We start from the raw sequence: 21056 nt of genomic DNA, 5'->3' as shown, positions 1-21056 counted from the left end.
AAGCTAAGATCATGTCTGTTACATTGTGGTTTCGTGCTTGATTTCATTCACGATCGGGGATCTTGTGAAGGAATCCGCCATTCTCAGCCCTGACGACCGGGAGCTCATCGGAGCCCTCCAGGTCGGTCCGCGCACGCCGTGGACCGATATCGGCGAGGCTCTCGGGATCAGCGGGATCACGGCCGCGCGCCGCTGGGACCGGATCAGTGCCAGCGGGGTCGCGTGGGTCACGGCGGCCCCCGGGATGAGCCGGCGCGCCGAGCAGTGCGTTGCCTACGTGGAGGTCGACTGCCTGCCGGGCAAGCGGATCGAGGTGGCGGCCGAGCTCTCGCGGCACGAGTTGGTCGTGACGGTCGAGATCACCACCGGCACCGCGGACATCATGCTCACCATCGCGGCGGCGAACCTGCAGATGCTGTCGCACTACCTGCTGGATCATCTCGGCGCGATGGAGAACGTGCTGAGGAGCAGGGCGCGGATCGCCACCCAGATCTACACCGAGGGATCCCGCTGGAGGCTGGTCGATCTTCCCGAGGAGGCTGTCTCCGTGCTCGAGCGGTCCCGGCCGAAACCCGAGCCGGACCGCGGCGACGAGGCGGTCACGATGACGCCGGACGTGCAGCGGCTCGCGGGACTCCTGACCGTCGACGGACGAGCGTCGTACGCGGACCTCGCGGCCGCAACGGACCTCAGCCCGACGACAGTGCGCAGACATGTCGCCGGGCTGTTGCGCAGCGGCATGCTGCTTCCCCGGACCGACGTGGCCGCCGAGCTGTCAGGGTCTCCGGTGCAGGTGTACCTCTGGGCTGACGCGCCCGTCGAAGGGCTCCCTGGGGCGGCCAGGACGATCTCGCAGATCCGGCAGGTGCGGCTGTGTGCCACGGTGTCGTCGGCTCCCAGCATGCTGCTGTGCGCGTGGCTGCAGACCGTCGAGGAGGTGCACCGGCTCGAGCTGGCGATCGCCAGCCGGCTCCCGCAGGTCCGCATCATCGACCGCCTCGTCGTGCTGCGGACGGTGAAGCGGATGGGCCGCCTGCTGGACACCAACGGCCGCGCCGTCGGTGTGGTGCCGATCAACATCTGGGACGACCGGCTGGAACACCCGGACGATCCCGACGGCCGCTGAAGATATCCGCCAAAACAAGCTCGACTCCGAAGCTTGCGACCGGCCGGAAACCCGTGATCGCAGGACGCCTGGAAATCTGGGCGTGACAATACGGGGCTACAAAATCCTCTATGTCCTTCGTACTCCGCCGCCTGCTTGCCTCGATCCCCGTCATCTTCGGCGTCACGATCATCGCGTTCCTGCTGATCCACCTGGTCCCCGGCGATCCGGCACAGGCCATGCTGTTCGGCTCCAACGCGAGCCCGGAGCAGATCGACCAGCTGCGTGACCAGCTCGGTCTGACCCAGCCGCTGTGGCACCAGTACCTCACCTTCGCCGGTGACCTGTTGCACGGCGATCTCGGGACCTCCTACGTCACCCATAACCCGGTCACCTATGAGCTGGTCTCCCGGACGCCGAGCACCCTCGCCCTCACCGGTGCGGCGATGCTGGTGGCCGTCGTCATCGGCGTTCCCCTCGGGCTGGTGGCCGGTCTCCGGCCCAACTCCGTGCTCGACAACATCGCCCGGTTCGTGTCGTTTCTCGGCGTCGCGATCCCGTACTTCTTCCTGGCCCTGCTCCTGGTGCTGGTCTTCGCCTTCCACCTCAACTGGCTGCCGGCGATCGACAACGGCAGCTCCACCGGCTTGGTGCTCCCGGCGATCTCCCTGGGCTGGGGGTACGCCGCGATCCTCACCCGGCTGATCCGCGGCCGGGTCATCGACGAGTACCGCAGCGACTACGTGAAGTCGGCCCGGGGCCGGGGATGTTCGGAGCTACGGGTGCTGCTGGCGCACGTGTTCCGCAACTCCTCGATCCCGGCCGTCACGATGATCGGCCTGCAGTTCGGCAACATCCTCACCGGTGCCGCGGTGACCGAGGTGATCTTCGGCCGACCCGGAGTCGGCAGCTTCCTGGCCACGTCGATCACCTCGAAGAACATCCCCGTGGTGCAGGGAGCCATCGTGCTGGTCGGGCTCAGCTACATCGTCATCAACCTGGTCGTCGATCTCGCCGTCGGTGCCATCGATCCGCGCACCCAGCTGAGCACCACGTCATGACCGCCGGCCGCCTGTCCCCAGGAGAATTCTGATGACCACCATCTCCATCACCCGGGCCGCCCGTCGCGGCACCCGCAGCCGTCACGGCGGGACCGTCATCTCGGCGGTCATGATGATCGTTCTGCTCGGATTCGTGGTGCTGCTCGTGCATCCCGGACTGCTCGCGCACACCAATCCGTTGAGCAACGGCGACGACTCGCTGGCGCCACCCGGGACGGCTCACCTGTTCGGGACCGACCAGCTCGGACGGGACGTCTACAGCCGAGTGATCTTCGGGGCCAGGCCGGTGCTCGTAGCCAGCCTTGGCGGCGTCCTGCTCGCGACCCTCGCCGGGGTGGCGATCGGCCTGATCGGCGGGATGGCGCCGCGGCCGATCAGCGTGCTGGTGATGCGGATCGTCGACGTACTGCTCGCCCTGCCGGTGCTGCTGATCGCGCTGATCCTGATCGCGACCATCGGGGCGGGGCTGAAGAGCATCATCCTGGCCCTGGGCGTCGCCTACACCCCCGGATTCGCCCGCATCGTCGAAGCGTCGGTGCGCAAGCTGCGCTCGATCGAGTACGTCCAGGCCGCCAGGATCTTCGGCTCCTCCGGCCTGCGGACCGCGATCCGGCACCTGCTGCCCAACCTCGTCACCGAGGTGGTGGTGATGATCAGTAGCGCGATCGGCTGGGCGGTCCTGACCGCGACCACCTTGAGCTTCCTCGGCCTCGGCGTACAGCTGCCGAGCCCGGACTGGGGGAGCGACCTCGCCGCCGGCGCCACGAGCCTGTCCACCGCCTGGTGGCTGTCCACCTTCCCCGGCCTGGCCATCACGGTCACGATCCTGGTCGCCAACTTCGCCGGGGACTGGGTGATGACGTTGCTCGACCCGGGCGGACGACGGGCGTTGGCGAGATTCCGCGCGTTCCGCGGCCTTCGGACCAGCCTGCCCGTGGCGCCTGCCGAGACATCAGATCACGCTTCAGCCGACGCATCCCGTCGTACGACGGCCCGTGAGGAGCAAGCATGACCGCACCATCCACTGTCGTCCCCGCCCCGCCCGGCGGCCTCGGCGAGACCGTCCTCAGCATCCGCGACCTGCGGGTCGAGATCCGCACCCCGGACGGCGTTGTCCGCCCGGTGGACGGCGTCACCTTCTCGGTCCGGACCGGCGAGACCGTCGGCCTGGTCGGCGAGTCCGGTTCGGGCAAGACGATGACCGGGATGTCGGTACTGCAACTGCTGCCCACCGGCGGCTCGATCGTTGGCGGGTCCATCGAATTCGACGGCCGCGAGCTGACCACACTGAGCCCGAACGAACTCCGCCGGCTGCGTGGCGACCACATCGCCGCCGTCTTCCAGGACCCGATGACGTCGCTCAATCCCACCCGCACGATCGGCAGCCAGCTCCGGGAGGCGTACCGCATCCACCGTCCCGGGGCCTCGGTCGCCGCGGCCGACCTCCGCGCGGAGGAGGTCCTCTCGCTGGTCCGGATGCCGCGGCCGAAGGAGCGCCTGCGGGACTACCCGCATCAGCTGTCCGGCGGCATGCGGCAACGGGCGATGATCGCGATCGCGCTGCTGTGCGAACCGCGGCTGCTGATCGCGGACGAACCGACCACCGCGCTAGACGTCTCCATCCAGGCACAGATCCTGGAACTGCTCGACGAGCTGAAGAACCGGCTGGGCATGGGCATCATCCTGGTCACCCACGACCTCGGCGTGATCGCCCGCCACGCCGACAAGGTCGCGGTCATGTATGGCGGCCGGATCGTCGAAGAGGCGCCGACCACCGAGCTGTTCGCCGCACCCCGGCATCGCTACACCCAGGCGTTGTTCGAGTCGATGCCGACGATGGAGCTGGACTCGGGCCGCCCGTTGGCCTCGATCCCGGGACTGCCACCACAGCTGATCGCACTGCCACCGATGTGCCGGTTCGCCCCCCGGTGCCGGTTCGCCACCGACGAGTGCCGGACCGAGGACCCCGAGTCCGTGCGGGTGGCGGTCGGCCACACGCATTCCTGTTTTCACCCCCGCCCGACGGAACTCACCGACGCCGTCGACGAGCATCTTTACGCAGAGGAGCCTGCCAGGCCCCGGTCGGACCGCGGGCCGGGCCGGCCACTGGTGATGCTCGAATCGGTCGTGAAGCAGTTCCGGATCAAGAGTCCCGAAGCGTTCCGGGCCCGGCGCGTACTGCACGCGGTCTCGGACGTCAGCCTCGAGGTGCTCGAGGGCGAGACGCTGGGGATCGTCGGCGAGTCCGGATCGGGCAAGACGACGGTCGGCCGGATGATCGTCGGTCTCGAGCAGCCCACCAGCGGCGTGGTCCGGTTCGACGGCCGGGACATCAACCGGCTGACCCGGGCCGGGCAACGAGCCAGGGCCGGGAACCTGCAGTTGATGTTCCAGGACTCGGCGGCCGCGCTTGATCCGCGGATGACCGTCGCCGACCTGATCGCCGAGCCGCTCGCCGTCCAGCACCTCGGCGACCGCGCAGAGCGACGTGCCAAGGTGATGGAGCTGATCGACGCTGTCGGCCTGCCTCGCACGGCAGGCGAGCGGCGGGCGTACGAATTCTCCGGTGGTCAGCGCCAGCGGATCGCCATGGCCCGCGCTCTCGTCCTGAGGCCCAAGGTGGTGGTCGCCGACGAACCGGTCTCGGCGCTCGACGTCTCCATCCAGGCACAGATCCTGAACCTCATGCGCTCGCTGCAGGCCGCCTATTCCCTCACCTACGTGGTGATCTCGCACGATCTGTCCCTGCTCCGGTACCTGTCGGACCGGATCGGCGTCATGTATCTGGGCAAGCTGGTGGAGCTCGGACCAAGCGCGCAGGTCTATGCGGCACCTCGACACCCGTACACGGCGGGCCTGATCGCTTCCGTCCCGATTCCTGACCCGGGCCTGCGGGCCGAGCAGCGGAAGGCCGGTTTGTCCGGCGAGATCATTTCGGCGATCGATCCACCTTCCGGCTGCCGGTTCCGGACCCGCTGCCCGTTCGCCACCGATCTGTGCGCGCGGGAAGAGCCGGCTCTGGACCAGCGAGACGGCCCACACGCGGTTGCCTGCCACTACCCGCTCACCATCGGGGTGCCCGACGCTGCCGCGGGACTAGGCGGCCGTCCGTCGCTCGCCTAGCGACGCAGCTATCAGGCTGGCAACCGGTACGGCGCTTTTGCCGGGTTCGACCAGTACGACCGTGCGGGCCGCGGCGTGGGTCACTGCGGTGGTGAAGTTGCCGTCGGCGAACTGGGCCACCGGCCCGCGCGGGGACCGGCCGACCGCGATCGTGCGCAACATGGAGCAGCGGCAGTCGAGGCAGGCAAGGACCAGCTCGAACGCGTTCAGCAGTGGGCGGCGGGTGACTTCAGCGGCTCCGACAACGACGAGCCGTCACCGGTCGTCGGCGACGAGGTCTCTGATGGCCAGTCGACGGGCGGTGGCCGCGATGACTCGAGCGAGACATCCCACCACGCGTCGGATTCGGCGAACGCACCGGATCCGCAAGGCTACCTGGATACGGAGGCCCAGCCCGTACCAGCAGCATCGCCGCCGACCACAGGCGCAGACTCAGGACCAACAGCGATCGCGGTCGCTACGAGCGAGGGGTCGTCTTGTCCGCGTTGTCGCTGCTCGCCGGCTAGCCTGCGCCCCAGCGACTCGTTGGGCTGGCTTCGGCGCTCCTCTGCGGCATGATCGCATTCGGTCGGCTGGAGGGATTGCCGGCGTACCGCTGGGTTGTCCTGCATGTCGTCCATTCCATCCGCACCTGGCGCAAGGACCAGTCGTACCGGGCCAATGTGCTCACCTCTCGCCGGCATGGCTACCTGCAGCTGCCCGGAGAAGCGAGTTCGCTGCGGATCCTGGACACGCGATCCTCCATCGGCGCAGTTCACGATCCACTCCGCCGCGGCTGATCGCAGTCGCGAGGATCGAGGGCCCCGCGCACTTGCTGCACAACTCCGATGAACAGGATGGGCGCGTGGCGGCGTACGGGCGAATGATCGCCGGACTGTGCCGGAGCGGCCGGATCGCACGAGCGCAGATCCTCGAACGCACGATCCCAGACCCGGGCGATGGGCTGGGCGACTGGGCTCGTAAACGCAGCGTGGACTCCGCCACCATGGAAGCTCAAAGCTGGCCAAGGCGGCGAGTCCGGGAACACGGCAACGATGAGAAACGGTGTGATGTGACGCATAGTCACGATCAGATGAACACCGACGAGGTGGCCTGATGGTCTCCGGTCAGGGACTGGGGCGGATGCGACTTGAAGCACCATCGCAATTGAGTGCGTTTTGAGTGTGCGGGAGACACAACGAAGCCCAGGGCACTCTAGTGACCTGGGCTTTTGTGCGCCGCCAGGGACTCGAACCCCGAACCCGCTGATTTACAGCCGAGAATGACTGCTGGTTGCTGATGTTTGGCGAAAACCCTCGTGACCTGTGAGATCCCTGGACAAGGCTGTGCAACGCTTTTCGCGCTTGGACAGCGGCACGCATTGATTCAGGTGCGTAAAGGGGTGACCGATGGCGATCGTGCGTCGACAGATCATTCGGTGCCAGGGGCAATCACGGTTGCGTTGAGTGGCGAACCGCAGCTGAGTCCGACTACTCGCCTAGGCGACACATGACCAGGTTCCAGACGCCGACACAGGCGACAGAAACGCACCGGTGTACGGATGATGCCTGGCCACGAGGCGGTTCGGGGGGCGAAGGTGGTGCTCGATACGGCAGGTAACGACACCGGCAGGAGGGCCGGCCGGAGCTACTCCTTGAGCGCCACCAGACGCGTTGATTGTGGGGTGTGAGGCACAGTTGGCTGTTGCGGTATTCAGGATCGGCTGGTTCTGGAGGACTTCGGACATGAGAGATGGCGGAGTAGGTCAGACGTTGGCAGGCCCGACCAGGCGGCGGCACCGGGTCTTGATGGCGTCTTCGCCACCTTCAAGGATCTCGCAAACGTTGGCTTTGACTTCCTCGACTTGGAGTGTGCCTTCGGCTTCGATTCGGGGAAGGTGCTCTCCGTGCTGGAGCACAAGGATATTCTCGGCAGCCGATGTGACGACGATGTTGGCGTTGTGGGTCGAGACGACAATTTGTCGACGGGTCTTGATGTTCTTGAGAGTCTCGACTGCGAGACGCTTGATGAGCTTGTTGTCGAGGTCATCCTCCGGCTGATCGAGCAGGAGTGGATCGGTTCCCGTCTGAAGGATGACGGTGAGGAGAGCCGCTGTCTTTTGACCGGGGGATCCTTGATCGACAGGAATCAGGTTGGCTCCCTCGGATGGACGGTATCGGACCGCGACGAGGTCCTCTGGGAACCAGAGCATGATGTCGGTGACCAGGTCGAAAGTGTCGGCGTTCGTAAGGCGATTGCAGAAGCGGGCGTCCACCTTGGTGGATCGCCCGATATCGGAGTCGGTGCCCCTTTGAACCAGGTCGATGAGTGATGCCCTGAACCTGCGCACCTCCTTCGGGAACCGCGGATCCTTCGGCTGCTGATCGAGCAGATATGCCGCGATGCCGTCCCTGCTGAACGCTGACTCGAAGGACTCTGGGCAGTTGAGGAGCGCCCGTAGTTCATCGCCGATGCTGGCGAGATCGCCTTGATGATGGACGTCCACGTGGGTGAAGGAGGCAGAGGCGTTGAGCCGCCGAGCGTAGGCCTCACGACGTTTGAGTGGTCTGGCCGGCGCGAGTTGCTATCCCGAGCCGCCGGCGAGGTGTTGAAGATCAGGCACGGCGCGTTGCCGCGGCGATCGCGGCGCCGATGACCTCCCGGAGCTCTTCCCGGTCGGGATCTCCTGGGCGATGACCTTCTGGTCCGCGTGGGCAGCGCTCCCGGCCACCACCATCTGCTTGCCCCAGGCCACTTCCTCGGCACCGTTGGACAGCCAGACGGCAATGTCGCCACGCGTTTGGGCCGTTGCTTCTCACACTGCCACCGTTCCCGCAGGCGACGGCAGCGCCTGCGAGGGCGAGAGTCGGCGCAGCGACGGTGAGCGCGCCCTTCATGTGCGATCCACGTAGAGGATGCTGGTGGTGAGGAGCCGTCGCTCACCCAGCTGGGAGCAATGTGCGCAGAGATAGAGGTCGTGGTGCTCCTTGGTGAGCTCGCTGATCTGCGGGAACACCCACTTGAACTGGGCCTGAGTGCTGGGCCCGCAGCGGGCGCAAATCTCGCTGAGATCGTAGGTGCGGTCCGTCACGCTCAACGGTGACACCTGCCGGGCTGGGATGAGGACGTCCTGGGGAGGGTGTGCTGTGGTATTCATGACAACGCCTTGTCTGTCCGTCTCAGTAGCCGGGTAGGGCGGGACTCTGTGCGCCGGCCGGGCTCGGGTTCGTCAGGGGCGCGCCGGCCGGGGACACGACAGTCCACACGCCGCCGTTGAGATTGATGCCCTGACCATTGGTCTGGCCGGGGGTGGAGTCGCCGACGAAGGTATAAAGAGGGTGGCCCGCAACGCTCAACTGGTGGTGGCCATCGTCGCGGGTGGTCGTGGCGAGCGTGCCGGTGACGCCGGGTAGGGACGTCGGCAGCGAGTCCGGGGCCGGAGCGTAGAGCCAGTTGGCCGCGCAGGCATCGGCGCACGTCGACTTGTTGGTCATATCGTTGGCGAACTGGTACAGAGTGCGGCCCTGGCCGTCAACCAGGATGGTGCCCAGAGCGGTGGGCTGCGCGCTGACTGCGTCGCCGGTCGCCGACGGCATCGGATCGGATCCGGCAGAGTCGCCGGGAGCGCTGCCGCAGGCGGCCGCGGCGAGTGCGAAGACGGCGGCTGCGAAGGAAGTCGCTGCGATCTGCAAGTGCCGGCGGTGGTTCGTCTCAGAGTTCCGATCGGTGATCATGTATCGCTCCTACGGGTGAGCTGGTCGTGAGCTGTTGTGCTGACGGATCCACGCTCGCGGACAATCGCCCGCAGTCGCCCCCGGTAGGTCCCTGGGTGGATACCGGGTCCGCCTGACCAGGGCACGAACGGACAGGGCGTCGTGAACCTTGCCAAACCGGTTGGCGGTCGGTCCTGGCGCTGCGCGGCGAGGCGGGCTGCGGCAAGTCGGCGCTGCTGGACTCGTGTCCGAGCGAGCGTCGGGTTCGGTGTTGGACGAGTCGTGGGCGTCGAGTCCGAAATGGAGCTTGCCTATGCCGGACTGCATCAGCTCTGTGCGCCGATGCTCGACCGGGTCGAGCGGTTGCCGGTTCCACAACGCGATGCGCTGCGCGTCGCCTTCGGGTTGCAAGAGGGCGACGTACCGAGTCGCTTTCTCATCGGTCTTGCCGTCCTAAGTCTGCTGGCCGGCGCGGCGGAGGAACAGCCACTCGCGTGCCTGGTCGATCCGGCGATCGATCCCCATCGCCGCGCGTGGCATCTCGCCCGAGCGGCGCGAGAGCCCGACGCGGCGGTGGCCGATGAGCTGGAGCGCTGGGCCGACCGGGCGCGTGCTCGCGGCGGCTCGGTCGCGGCGGCCGCGTTCCTGGAACGAGCGACCGAGCCCACGCCCGATCGTGTGCGCCGGGGAGCCCGTGCCGGCCTCGGCTCAAGCGCTGCTTGCGACGGCCGAGCTGGGACCGCTCGACGACCTTCGGCAGGCCGGGCTGGAGCGGCTGCGCGCGCAGTTGGTGTTCTCGCTGCGACGCGGAAACCATGCTCCATGACTACGCTCAACGCAGCCGAACACCTCAAGGCGCTGGCCCCGCAGCTGGCGCGTGAGACGTACCTCGAAGCGCTCGGAGCGGCCATCTTCGCCGGCCGCCTCAGTCAAGGCGGCGGTGTGGGGGAGGCGGCTGACGCCGCGTGCCCCGTGCCGCGCACCGCAGCCAGCACCTGCGATCGATCTCCTCCTCGATGGTCTGATCAGACGGTTCGCCGAGGGTCATGCGGCGGGCATGTAACCGCTCCGGCGACCGTTGCGCGAGGAGGAGTATCGCAGTCAGGACGACATCCGATGGCTGTGGCTGGGGTGTCGCATCGCCCCGGATCTGTGGGGCGACGAGTCGTGGCACCAGTTGGCACGCATCCAGGTTCGGCTCACCCGATGCCGGGCGCGCTGACTGCCCTCCCGCTTGCGCTGACTATCTCGCCGGCGTTCACGTGCATGCCGGCGAGTTGGCCGCCGCGGAAGATGATCTCGGTCTACTTGGCTGGGCATGACCGAGCTGGTCGAGGCGGGCGCGCGCAGTGACAGGCTGGACCTCGGTGCCGAAGCCCTGGCATCGCCGCTCGGCAGGTTCGTCCGGTGGCCCCGTTCACCGGACAGCCCGTCACGCCAACCTCGTTTACGCAGCGCCTTGGTCGTTCTTGACGACCTTCTCGATCGGCGTGCCGTCGACGGTGAGCATGATCTGAATGTTGCCGCGGGTGGCATTGGAATAGGGGCAACGCTGGTCCGCCTCGGCCATCAGGCGTGCTGCCTCGGCAGGCGCGAGGTGCGGTGCGTGGACATCCAGGGCGACCCGAAGGCCGAAGCCGCCGTGTCCAGTCGGGCCGATGTCGACCCGGGAGGTGAACCGGGAGTCGCCGGCATCGAGCTTGCGCCCCTGGGCGACTGCCAGCATGGTCGATTGGAAGCAGGCGCCGTAGGCGATTGCGAACAACTGTTCGGGATTGGTGCCTGGGCCGCCTTTGCCTCCCATGTCCTCGGGCACCGCAAGCTCGACTTCCAGGCGGCCGTCAGTGGTGCGGCCGTGCCCGGACCGGCCGCCTTCGGTGATCGCCTCGGCGGTGTAGAGGATTCGTCTCAACGGAATGACCGACATTTCGTGACCTTCCTTTGCTGCGTGGATGTTCTCGCCTGACATCCGCGGTGCGGAGATCGCCGATGAGCCGTAGCCCTCGATCTGCTGCGTCATCATTGGCTCCTCTGCCTGCAGTGGATGATTCGTACGACAACTGTCGTCCGTCGTACGGCCCGTCGCCCCAGTGAAGACCCGGGTCGTTGCCCCGGCGGAGCGCCCGGTGGCCACGAGAGAGCACGCGGACCGGACTAGGGTGTCTTCGTCTGAATCGCTACGACCAGTGGCCGCCGGTCTCGGTGGTATCGCAGACGTTCGCCGTTCGACACCGGCTGACGGGTGTTGTGGTCGGCTCGTCCTTCGTTGGGCCAAGCGGACATCATCCGGCCGGGGATTCCACGCGGCGCGCAACAGTTCTCAGTACCTCGCGAATCGCACTACTGCCCGGGCGGATGAAGAACCAGTACCTGGCGAAGGCCCGTTGTGACTCCGGTCTGTCGCGAGAACACGAGTCTCGGTGGTCAGCAGTGTGCCAACACGGTCTGGTTCGAAGCGAAACTCCATCCCGACCTTGATCCAGCCAGGCTCAGACCAGGGTCGCAAAGCCGCAGCGTCCTGAGGCGGGGGCGTCGATCCCTCCAATAGGCGCCACGCTTGGCTGAGACCTGCCGAGATCACAACATTGGGTCGCCGGGAGAACAGAACCGGGATGGGCGTGACGTCGAGAAAGGAGCGTCGTGCCAACGGCTGATGCTTCCTGCCGGAGAGCCGGGCAGGCATCAGCCGCGCGGCCGCGAGTGCCCACCCCAAGGGGAGCGCCGACAGTGTGACTCGCGGCAGCTCATCCCACACCACACTCGGCGGGGAGCCGACGACGCGGGCGTGACGTATCTGGAACCGCGGGTTCGGACCACATCGTCGAGATGCATAGTCAGCTCCCGAATGGGCGAATACGGCCCCAGCGTCATGCAGAGTCGCCGTCGCACCACCAGCGCGGGCAACACCGACTACGGCCGGACTCGGTACTGCGAACCATGCATCCGGCGGAAGACCTCCCCCCGGCGGAGTAGCGTCGCACCCTCTTCCTATCCCAGCTCTTGGATGGCCCACGCAGGTACGGCGAACTTCGCTGCGCCCTCTCCCATCGCCGCAGCGAAGGCGCCTACGCTGCGCCGCCTTGTCAATCGAGTGGACGCGGTCCCTACCATCGATCATGGGCGTGTCGAGAGGTCCCTCGCTGTCCGTCTTATATGGGCGGCGCAGCGAGTGCGAGACACTGGCCGGACTGCTGGACGCAGTGCACTCGGGTCGGAGCGCCGTGCTGCTCCTGCGCGGCGAGGCCGGCTGCGGCAAGTCGGCGCTGCTCGACTTCATGGTCGAGCGCGCGTCGGGTTTCCGCGTCGCACGAGTCGTCGGCGTCGAGTCGGAGATGGAACTCGCGTTTGCCGGCCTGCACCAACTCTGTGCGCCGATGCTCGATCGTGTCGAGGAGTTACCGGTGCCACAACGGGATGCGCTGCGCGTCGCATTCGGACTGCAACGGGGCGACACTCCGGATCGCTTCCTCGTCGGCCTTGCCGTCCTGGGTCTGCTGGCCGGTGTGGCGGAAGAACAGCCACTGGCTTGTCTGATCGACGACGTGCAGTGGCTCGACAGGGCCTCCGTACAGTCTCTTGCGTTCGTTGCGCGACGCGTCAAGGCCGATCCTGTGGCCTTGGTGTTCGCCGTACGTGAGCCCGGCAACGAACCCGAGCTGACCGGCCTGCCAGAGCTGAAGGTCCACGGGCTCGGCGAACGCGACGCCCGCCTGGTCTTGGCATCAGCGATTCGTGGACGCCTCGACCACCGGGTGCGAGACCGGATCGTGTCCGAGACGCGCGGTAACCCGTTGGCTTTGCTGCAGTTGCCCCGAGGGCTGACGCCGACGGAGCTCGCGGGCGGCTTCGGTCTGCCGGCCAGGGAGCCAGTGGAGAGTCGGATCGAACAGAGCTTCTACCGGCAGTTCCAATCACTATCGCGCGACACACAACTGCTTCTGCTCACCGCAGCCGCTGAGCCGATCGGCGATGCGACGCTGTTGTGGCGTGCGGCCGAACTGCAGGGAATCGATGCCGGCGCGGCCGCGTCGGCCGTGGCCGCGGGGTTGGTCGAACTCGGCGCCCGGGTCAGGTTCCGTCATCCGCTCGTCCGCTCGGCGATCTACCGGCCCGCGTCATTGGCGGACCGGCAAGCTGTGCATCGGGTCTTGGCTGAGGCGACCGATCCGGAGGTCGATCCCGATCGTCGCGCGTGGCATCGTGCCCGTGCGGCCTCGGGGCCCGACGAGGTGGTGGCCGACGAACTGGAGCGCTCTGCCGACCGGGCGCGGGCCCGCGGCGGCGCGGCAGCGGCGGCCGCGTTCCTGGAACGAGCGACCGAGCTCACGCCGGACCCTGCGCGCAGGGGAGCGCGTGCACTCGCCGCCGCCCAGGCCAAGTTCGAGGCGGCCGCGCCGGATGAGGCCGAGGCGTTGCTGGCGACGGCCGAGATCGGACCGCTCGATGACGTCCGACGCGCTGGGCTGGAGCGGTTGCGCGCGGAGTTGGCGTTCTCACTGCGACGCGGCAACGACGCTCCGCCGCTACTGCTGAGCGCCGCCAAACACCTCAAGACGCTGGACCCGGAGCTGGCGCGTGAGACGTACCTCGAAGCGCTCGGAGCAGTGATCTTCGCCGGTCGCCTCAGCAGCGGCCACGGAGTGGTCGAGGCAGCCGAGGCCGCTCGCGCCGCGCCGCCCGCACCGCAGCAGCCACGTGCGATCGATCTCCTCCTTGATGGTCTGGTGGCACGCTTTACCGAGGGTTACGCGGCAGGCGTGCGCCCGCTCAAAGAAGGGCTGCACGCACTTCGCCGAGAGGAGGGCCGCAGTCAGGACCACATCCGCTGGCTTTGGCTCGGGTGCCGCATCGCCGCGGATCTGTGGGACGACGAGTCATGGCACGAGCTGGCCACCCGCCAGGTGCAGCTGGCCCGCGATGCCGGCGCGCTGGCCGTCCTGCCGATCGCGCTCACCTACCGTGCCGGCGTGCACGTGCACGCCGGCGAGTTCACTGCCGCGGCGGAGCTGATCGACGAGGCCGATGCGATCTCCAAAGCAACCGCCGGCGTCCGCCTGATGTACACCTCCCTGGTGCTCTCCGCCTGGCGTGGTCAGGAGGCTGAGGCACTGGCGCTGGTTCGGGCCAGTGTCGAGGATGCGACAGGCAGGGGTGAGGGAAGGGCGATCGCCTTGGCGGAATACGTGACCGCAGTGCTGTACAACGGTCTCGGCCGCTACCAGGATTCGCTTGCTGCCGCCCAACGGGCCTGCGAGCAAGATGATCTGGGTCTCTTCGGCTGGGGGCTGGTCGAATTGATCGAGGCGGCCGCGCGAAGTGGCAATCTGGAGATCGGCAGTGGCGCTCTGCGACGACTCGAGGAACGAACCTGCGCCGTGGGCACGGATTGGGCGCTCGGGATGGAGGCCCGCTCACGGGCATTGCTGAGCGACGGCCACGCTGCCGAAGCGCTCTACCGGGAGGCGATCGAGCGCCTCCGCCGGAGCCGTATCGCCGTGCACCTCGCCCGAGCCCACCTCTTGTATGGCGAATGGTTGCGTCGCGAGAACCGGCGTGTGGACGCTCGCCGGCAGCTCCACCGGGCCAATGACATGTTCAGCCGAGCCGGGGCCGATGGGTTCGCCGAGCGTGCCCGCCTAGAGCTGCTGGCCACTGGCGAGTCCGTGCGCAAGCGGATGGCCGAGACGTCCGAGGAGCTGACCGCACAGGAAGCGCAGATCGCCCGGCTGGCTCGCGACGATCTCACGAATCCCGAGATCGGCGCCCAGCTGTTCATCAGTCCTCGCACCGTCGAGTGGCACCTCGGCCATGTGTTCGCCAAGCTCGGCATCACCTCCCGCAGACAACTGCGCCGCGCGCTGCCAGATCCGGGCTCTTCCACCTCGTCGGCGTAGCCAGGACGAGGTGCGCAGCCTGAGTCAGTGGATTTGTCTGGTCCGCCGGAACCGCCTGATGCCCTCGTCGGGAAGACCGGGGATCGACCCCGGGGCCTACCGGGGGCGATGCGGACCGCTCCAGGGTGACAGTGACGTCGTCACGCAGCCACACCCAGAGAATCTTTGCGAGGTCCGCATGCATACAGGCAGAGAGGCGACGCTCACGCTCGTCGATCGAGCCCTGGTCCCTGTCGCTGCCATCGGCACCGGCGGTATCGGTCCGGTGGTGGCCGAACGTCTTGTCACCCAGCTGTTCGGTCGCGACCGCGAGCTCGCGGTGCTGAGCGATCTCTTCGAAAACCTCGGCGGTCATGGCGGAGCGCTCCTGATCACGGGCGAGGTCGGTATTGGCAAGTCCGCTCTGCTCGCCGAGGCGAAGAGACGCGCGGAGCAGCTCGGTATGTCGGTGCTCAGCACTTCCGGAGCGCCCTTTGAGGCGCAGATGCCCTTCGCCGGCCTGCAACGACTGCTGTGGCCGGTCATGCATGAGGTCAGCGGACTCCCGGAGCCTCAGCGTGTGGCCCTGTCGGTCGCATTCGGTCTGAGTGGCGGGCCGACGCCGGACACTTTCCTGGTAGCGCTGGCAGCACTGAACGTGGTCGCGGACCGAGCGCGCGAATCCCCGCTTCTTCTCGCTGTCGAGAATGTGCGCTGGCTCGACGCCGCCACCCGGGATGTCCTTGCTTTCATGGCGCGACGCGTGGACACCGAGCCGATCGTCTTCCTCTTCGCGGTCCGGGACGAGTACGCCACCTTTCTCGACGACGCAGGTTTGCGAGAGCTTCGACTCGAAACGCTGGACGACGCGAGCGCGAAGGCCCTTCTTGACACCGGCGCTCCCAGACTTGATTCCGAGCTTCGACGGCGCGTGCTCAACGAAGCAGGCGGCAACCCGCTCGCGCTTGTCGAGCTTCCGCGGGCCCTCGACTCGAAGGAACGCAGTGGGTTGTCGACCACCGCTCCGCTGCCGTTGACACGGCGCTTGGAGCGAGCCTTCGCCGGTCGAGTGTCCGAGCTTCCTGCGGCGACGCGCTCGCTCCTCCTGGTCGCGGCACTGGACGACGGCTCAGGTCTCAGCGAGATCCTCGCGGCTGCGTCGCTCGTCGAGAACCGCCCTGTCACGGTGGACGACCTCGCCCCGGCGGAAGCGGCCGGGCTGGTGTCGGTGAACCGTGAGGCTGCGCGGTTCAGGCACCCTCTCATGCGGGCGGCGATCTCCTCTACGGCCACGCTCTCGGTGCGGCAGGCAGCCCACCAAGCGCTGGCGGAGACGTGCGCGGCGGATCCGGAGCGGAGCGTTTGGCACCGGGCAGCGGAGTTGACGCGCCCCGACGAGGAAGTTGCCGCCGACCTGACAGCCGCCGCGCAACGGGCGCTGCGTCAAGGGGAACCTGCGTGGGCGGCAGCGGCGCTCGAACGCGCGGCACAGCTGACTGAGCTCGCATCCAGTCGCGGCCACCTACTGGTTCGTGCCGCCGAGATCGAGTTCGAGATCGGGCGCTCGGATCTCGCCCGCAGGCATGTTGCGGAGGCGAAGGCATTGGAGCTCGGGCAGGAGGAGCGGACACAGCTGACGTTCATGCTCGAAGCGTGCGATCAGGACAGCTGGTCGAGCGCCGACGGATTGGCGGCCCTTGCCGAGTTGGCAAGCGAGATGACAACCGCGAACGGGCACGCGTTGAAGTCTCTCCTGGCGGTCGCCCTGGGCTGCTGGTGGGGGAATCCCACGCAAGAGACCCGCGATCTGGTCGTCGCCGCGGTGGAACGTCTCCCGGTCGCGGAGGATGACCCTGCCCGGCTTGCGGTTCTCGCCTGGGCCGATCCGGTGAAGCAGGGCGCGTTCGTCATCGACCGGATCTCGCAGCTGACGCCGGATGCGACCGGCGACCCGGTAGCTCTGCATCTCGTCGGCGCGGCCGCGTCCGCGGTGTGGGCGTTCGACCTCGCCCTGGGCTTCCTCACCAGCGCCGTCGACGGTCTGCGCGCGCAAGGCCGGTTCGGGTTGCTTGCCCAGGCGCTCGTTTCCCAGTCGTGGGCTGCGATCCATCTCGCAAAGGAGACACTCGCCCTGTCGGCGGCCGACGAAGCCGCCCGGCTTGCCCGCGAGACCGGCCAAGCTCGATGGGCGCTGGCCGCCGATCTTGCCATCGCGGTCCTGGCCGGCGAGCGCGGTGACTCCGAGGTCGCGCTCGCGCTCGCCGATCGAGCGGAGAAGGAGCTGTTGCCGATCGGCCCGCACGCGATGCTCTCGCTGGTCCAGTTCGCGCGTGGTCGCGACGCCATCGCCCACCAGCGGTACTCGGTCGGCTTCGATCATCTGAGGCGGATACTCGACCGCAGGGACATCGCCTACCATCCCTTCGTCGGCGCCTGGGCGCTCGCCGACCTCGTCGAAGCCGCGGCCTGCTCCGGGAACATCGACAAGGCACGGCTGTACCTCGAACAGCTCGAGTCGCTGGCGGCCGCGACCTCAGGACCGTTCCTGCGGGCCACACTCAGCTACGCGAGGCCGCTTCTTTCGCCCGACGACAAGGCTGAGGAGCTCTACCAGGCGGCCTTGAGCGCCGACTTGTCCGACTGGCCCTGCTACCGAGGACGCCTGCTGCTCAACTACGGCCGGTGGCTCCGCCACCAGCGACGAGGCGCCGACTCCCGCGCGCCGCTTCGAGCCGCCTGGGAGAACCTCGATGCCCTCGCGTTCGGCGGGCTGGCTGAGGCGGCGCGTCAGGAGCTCCGTGCGTCGGGAGAGACGAGCATGCCCCGAACACCCGATGCGAGAGATCACCTGACGCCTCAGGAGCTCCGCATCGCGCAGCTCGCCGCGAAAGGATTGAGCAACCGCGAGATCGGCCGGCGTCTCTACCTCTCGCACCGGACGATCGGCTCCCACCTTTATCGGCTCTTCCCGAAACTCGGCATCAGCTCGCGCTCGGAGCTCGCCGGCGTCTTGTCCACCGCCGTACCCGACGAGCTGGGCTGATCAGCGCGCCGCTGGGACGACGAAGGGGAAGACGTCCTGGCTGCGCCCCGGATCGGCGGTCAGGCCGCTGGTCACGGCCGAGTTCGTCGCGAGCGAGAACATGACCTCCGCTGTGTTGTCGGTGAGCCGGCGGCCGTTGAAACCGGAGAACCCGAACAATGCCGGCGTACCCACCACGTACCGGACCAGGTCGGGAACGATCCGCTTCACGACGTCGGCGGCGTAGATCTCGGGACGATCAGAGGTTCCTCGACGACGAACCACCGAAGCCACCAGGCCAGAGATGACCGGACCGTACTGCGCGACGTCGTCGGCGGGATGCGTCTCGTTGGAGTGACTCGCCTCGTCGGAGTCGGCGTCCCGGAAGATCGGCCAGATCATCGGCAATGCGGTCCGTCCCACCTGTCGCCAGCCGCCGGCATCGGTCGCCAGTTTGTTGGTGCACCAGGTGGCGATGCGACGCCCCGCGGTGAACGCACCAGCGCCCGTAGGCACCGTGAGCACGATCGATCGGACCGTCGCCCCTGCGAAGGTGTCTTCCGCCACGCCCGCGACCCACCGGGTCAAGTCACCATCCTGGCCGTGCAGGACCGTCTGATCGACGACGTCGAGCTGCTTGAGGTCGAGGAAGAACGGCTCGACCGCCTCTCCTGTCCACACCTGACCGCCCTCGGTCGTCTGCAGCATGTCGCCGGTGACGCCTTGGGCGATCACCGGTCCGCTGCCGGTGTCGTCCAGAGCTGCCGGGCCGGTGAGCATCTCGACGGTGAACGGCTGTCCAGAGTCCGCCGTCGGGCCGAAGGCAAAGCGGTAGGTCAGGGCTTCCCGCTCGTCGCCGTCCAAGTGGACCTTGAACTCGTAGCGGGCTTCGGGGTGGAACGGGTCCGCATCCGGGTCACCCGCGAGCGACGTCCGGATGTTCATGATCAGGACCGTGCTGGAACCCGAGTCGAAGACGTAGTGATCGGTGATGTTCAGCCGCGGGTCCTTGCGAGCGAGCGGCGAGTCGAGGTGGTGGGACATGTCGGTTCCCTTCCAGGTAACGGATGTGGCGACGGCGAGCTGGTCGAACCGCCTCCGCCACAGTGACGCCTTCGCGCCGCGCGCGGCTTGGGTCATTCGACTGCTTCGATGTCGCCGATCTCGACTCCGCGCGTCGCAACGGGCCACGTGCAGTCGGATGACTCAAGCCCTGGCCCTCGCTCGCGACCTACGTTCGATTCATCTCGGCGGCCTGGACACACCGATGATCCGGCCGCCCACTCACCCATCGAGGACAGAGGAAGAATTATGGATGCGTTCGGCAACACCAAAGGGCAGACAGGCGATCCGGTCCCGGACCAGCTTCGCTCGCTCTTCAACAACCCAGACGACGTACGAGTGCAGGGTCTGCCCTGCGCGCTGCCTGGTCTGGACTCACTGGCTGTTCACTTCGGTGCGGGCGCCAGGACGGTGCCGCACCAGCATGTCGGCGGTCAGCACCTGGTCATCGTCGATGGAGTCGGCGTGGTCGCCGACGACGACGGCGTACACGTCGTGCGCACGGGCGACGTGATCAGCAACCCGCCAGGCGCATGGCACTGGCACGGAGCCGTCCCGGGCGAAGGGATGACCCACGTGACGTTCGAGGCGGCCGGCGACTTCGATCTCGATGTCGAGCAGCGCAACTGGGACGACGCCTATCCATCCGGCCTCGGCGCGTAGACCGATCCGCGGACCTTCGTTCCGCCCTGGCCGGCTGCTGTTCGAACAAGAGTCGGCGGCCGGCTCGGGCGGGACTCCAGCACTGCTCATCAGCGTCACCAGACAAGGAGAACTACCGATGCCACACCCCCGCACCGACGCCGCCGGACTCTCCCGGTTTCGCCGCTCCCTCGGCCGAACCGACTGGCGGAGCCTGGCCGGCATGTCCGCGTTCATCGTGGTCCTGCACGTACTGGGCTTCGGTGTTCTGTTCGGCCTCGTCGTGCCGCGGCATTACCACATCGGCGGCGACCACCCTGTCTTCTCCGTCGGAGTCGGCGTACTCGCCTACACTTTCGGACTGCGGCACGCCTTCGACGCCGATCACATCGCCGCCGTCGACAACACGACACGCAAGCTCCTCGCGGACCAGGCCGGCGTCGCCCCTGGTACCCCTAAGCCGCTGTCGGTCGGCTTCTGGTTCTCACTCGGACACTCGACCATCGTCTTCGGTCTGGCGCTCCTGCTGTCGGCGGGGGTGAAAGCTCTGGCGGGGCCGGTCGAGCACGGTGACTCCGGCCTTCACTCGATCACCGGTGTTGTCGGCGCATCGGTCTCGGGAGCCTTCCTCTGGATACTCGGCATCCTCAATGCCGTTGTGCTGCTCGGCATCCTCCGCGTCTTTCGCGACATGCGCCGCGGCCGGTACGACGACCGGGAGCTCGAGGCTCACCTCGACAAGCGAGGGTTCATGAACCGAATCCTCGGCGGCCTGACCCGGTCCGTACGCAAGCCGTGGCACATCTACCCGGTCGGGGTGCTGTTCGGACTCGGTTTCGACACCGCCACCGAGGTCGGGCTCCTGGTGCTCGCAGGCGGCGCCGCGGTCTTCAGCCTGCCCTTCTACTCGATCCTCGTGCTACCGATCCTCTTCGCCGCCGGCATGTGCCTGATGGACACTGTCGACGGGGTGTTCATGAACGCCGCCTACAGCTGGGCTTTCGCCCGTCCGGTCCGCAAGGTCTTCTACAACCTCACCATCACCACCATCTCGGTGACGGTTGCTCTCGTCATCGGCACGATCGAGCTGATCGGAGTCATCGCCGACCAGGGCAACATCACCACCGGTCCCGTCGCCGCGGTCGCAGCCATCCCTCTGGACTACGCCGGCTACGGCATCGTGGGCCTCTTCGTGACAGCGTGGATCCTCGCGCTCGCGATCTGGCACTTCGCCAACATCGAGGAGCGCTGGTCCCCAGAGCCGGCGACAACCAGCTCGATCAATCGAGACCACCTCGCAGGCTGAGCGGCGTACCCACCTCGCTGTGCAGGAGAGCGCTCGATCTGCGAGCGCACGAATCGTGGCGACGATGCCCATGCCGGCGAACACGTAGGCGATGGTGTGAAGGCCAATACGAGGCCTCCGGCAAGCTTCGCCTCGCCACCTCACCAGACGATCAACCCGCGGCGAATCGA

General features: G+C 67.4%; 16 protein-coding genes. 10 read left to right on the top strand and 6 right to left on the bottom strand.

What is annotated here, in order from left to right:
• Positions 1 to 64 precede the first annotated feature (64 nt).
• The 4 genes from ACXC9Q_RS17300 to ACXC9Q_RS17285 all read left to right on the top strand — a co-directional run bounded on the left by ACXC9Q_RS17300 (position 65) and on the right by ACXC9Q_RS17285 (position 5289).
• On the top strand, positions 65 to 1126 hold the full coding sequence (locus ACXC9Q_RS17300; protein ID WP_457057531.1) for an Lrp/AsnC family transcriptional regulator: 1062 nt from the start codon (positions 65 to 67) through the stop codon (positions 1124 to 1126).
• 110 nt (positions 1127 to 1236) lie between these two features.
• On the top strand, positions 1237 to 2166 hold the full coding sequence (locus ACXC9Q_RS17295; RefSeq protein ID WP_457057530.1) for an ABC transporter permease: 930 nt from the start codon (positions 1237 to 1239) through the stop codon (positions 2164 to 2166).
• Positions 2167 to 2197: 31 nt separating this feature from the next.
• On the top strand, positions 2198 to 3178 hold the full coding sequence (locus tag ACXC9Q_RS17290) for an ABC transporter permease (protein ID WP_457057529.1): 981 nt from the start codon (positions 2198 to 2200) through the stop codon (positions 3176 to 3178).
• A complete protein-coding gene (locus ACXC9Q_RS17285) occupies positions 3175 to 5289 on the top strand; it encodes a dipeptide ABC transporter ATP-binding protein (protein WP_457057528.1) in 2115 nt (704 codons plus the stop codon). The genes ACXC9Q_RS17290 and ACXC9Q_RS17285 overlap by 4 nt, the downstream gene beginning before the upstream one ends.
• On the opposite strand, the gene ACXC9Q_RS17280 is transcribed toward ACXC9Q_RS17285, so the two are convergent.
• Positions 5263 to 5451, bottom strand: coding sequence for a hypothetical protein (locus tag ACXC9Q_RS17280; protein WP_457057527.1), 189 nt, complete (start codon positions 5449 to 5451; stop codon positions 5263 to 5265). The two genes, ACXC9Q_RS17285 and ACXC9Q_RS17280, sit on opposite strands and share 27 nt — an antisense overlap.
• 392 nt (positions 5452 to 5843) lie before the next feature.
• Here ACXC9Q_RS17280 and ACXC9Q_RS17275 point away from each other — a divergent pair, with 392 nt between their 5' ends.
• Positions 5844 to 6068, top strand: a complete 225-nt coding sequence (locus ACXC9Q_RS17275; protein ID WP_457057526.1) for a hypothetical protein — start codon at positions 5844 to 5846, stop codon at positions 6066 to 6068.
• Positions 6069 to 7033: 965 nt separating this feature from the next.
• On the opposite strand, the gene ACXC9Q_RS17270 is transcribed toward ACXC9Q_RS17275, so the two are convergent.
• From ACXC9Q_RS17270 to ACXC9Q_RS17260, 3 genes are all read right to left on the bottom strand, one after another.
• Positions 7034 to 7774, bottom strand: coding sequence for an AAA family ATPase (locus tag ACXC9Q_RS17270; protein ID WP_457057525.1), 741 nt, complete (start codon positions 7772 to 7774; stop codon positions 7034 to 7036).
• 387 nt (positions 7775 to 8161) lie between these two features.
• A complete protein-coding gene (locus ACXC9Q_RS17265; RefSeq protein ID WP_457057524.1) occupies positions 8162 to 8425 on the bottom strand; it encodes a hypothetical protein in 264 nt (87 codons plus the stop codon).
• 22 nt (positions 8426 to 8447) lie between these two features.
• Positions 8448 to 9002, bottom strand: coding sequence for a COG4315 family predicted lipoprotein (locus ACXC9Q_RS17260; protein ID WP_457057523.1), 555 nt, complete (start codon positions 9000 to 9002; stop codon positions 8448 to 8450).
• A gap of 559 nt (positions 9003 to 9561) precedes the next feature.
• Between ACXC9Q_RS17260 and ACXC9Q_RS17255 the strand changes: the two genes are divergently transcribed.
• A complete protein-coding gene (locus ACXC9Q_RS17255; RefSeq protein WP_457057522.1) occupies positions 9562 to 9807 on the top strand; it encodes a hypothetical protein in 246 nt (81 codons plus the stop codon).
• Between the two features lie 621 nt (positions 9808 to 10428).
• On the opposite strand, the gene ACXC9Q_RS17250 is transcribed toward ACXC9Q_RS17255, so the two are convergent.
• Positions 10429 to 10908 carry an organic hydroperoxide resistance protein gene (locus ACXC9Q_RS17250; RefSeq protein ID WP_457057748.1) on the bottom strand — a complete coding sequence of 160 codons (480 nt, stop codon included), beginning with the start codon at positions 10906 to 10908 and terminating at the stop codon, positions 10429 to 10431.
• 1153 nt (positions 10909 to 12061) lie between these two features.
• On the opposite strand from ACXC9Q_RS17250, the gene ACXC9Q_RS17245 reads away from it, so the two are divergent.
• Both ACXC9Q_RS17245 and ACXC9Q_RS17240 read left to right on the top strand, forming a co-directional pair.
• On the top strand, positions 12062 to 14875 hold the full coding sequence (locus tag ACXC9Q_RS17245; RefSeq protein ID WP_457057521.1) for an AAA family ATPase: 2814 nt from the start codon (positions 12062 to 12064) through the stop codon (positions 14873 to 14875).
• A 178-nt stretch (positions 14876 to 15053) separates the two neighbouring features.
• Positions 15054 to 17897, top strand: a complete 2844-nt coding sequence (locus ACXC9Q_RS17240; RefSeq protein WP_457057520.1) for a helix-turn-helix transcriptional regulator — start codon at positions 15054 to 15056, stop codon at positions 17895 to 17897.
• On the opposite strand, the gene ACXC9Q_RS17235 is transcribed toward ACXC9Q_RS17240, so the two are convergent.
• Complete coding sequence (locus tag ACXC9Q_RS17235; RefSeq protein WP_457057518.1) at positions 17898 to 19016, bottom strand: DUF4331 family protein; 1119 nt, start codon at positions 19014 to 19016, stop codon at positions 17898 to 17900.
• A gap of 171 nt (positions 19017 to 19187) precedes the next feature.
• On the opposite strand from ACXC9Q_RS17235, the gene ACXC9Q_RS17230 reads away from it, so the two are divergent.
• Entirely contained in the window at positions 19188 to 19601 is a 414-nt protein-coding gene (locus ACXC9Q_RS17230; protein WP_457057517.1) for a cupin domain-containing protein, read from the top strand.
• Between the two features lie 118 nt (positions 19602 to 19719).
• Positions 19720 to 20886, top strand: coding sequence for a Nickel transporter NicT (gene nicT, locus ACXC9Q_RS17225; protein WP_457057516.1), 1167 nt, complete (start codon positions 19720 to 19722; stop codon positions 20884 to 20886).
• The last annotated feature ends 170 nt before the right edge of the window (positions 20887 to 21056 follow it).

It is taken from the genome of Kribbella sp. CWNU-51, from assembly GCF_054073265.1.
Note: the sequence above shows the minus strand (reverse complement) of the source record. Positions and strands in the feature narration are given on the sequence as shown.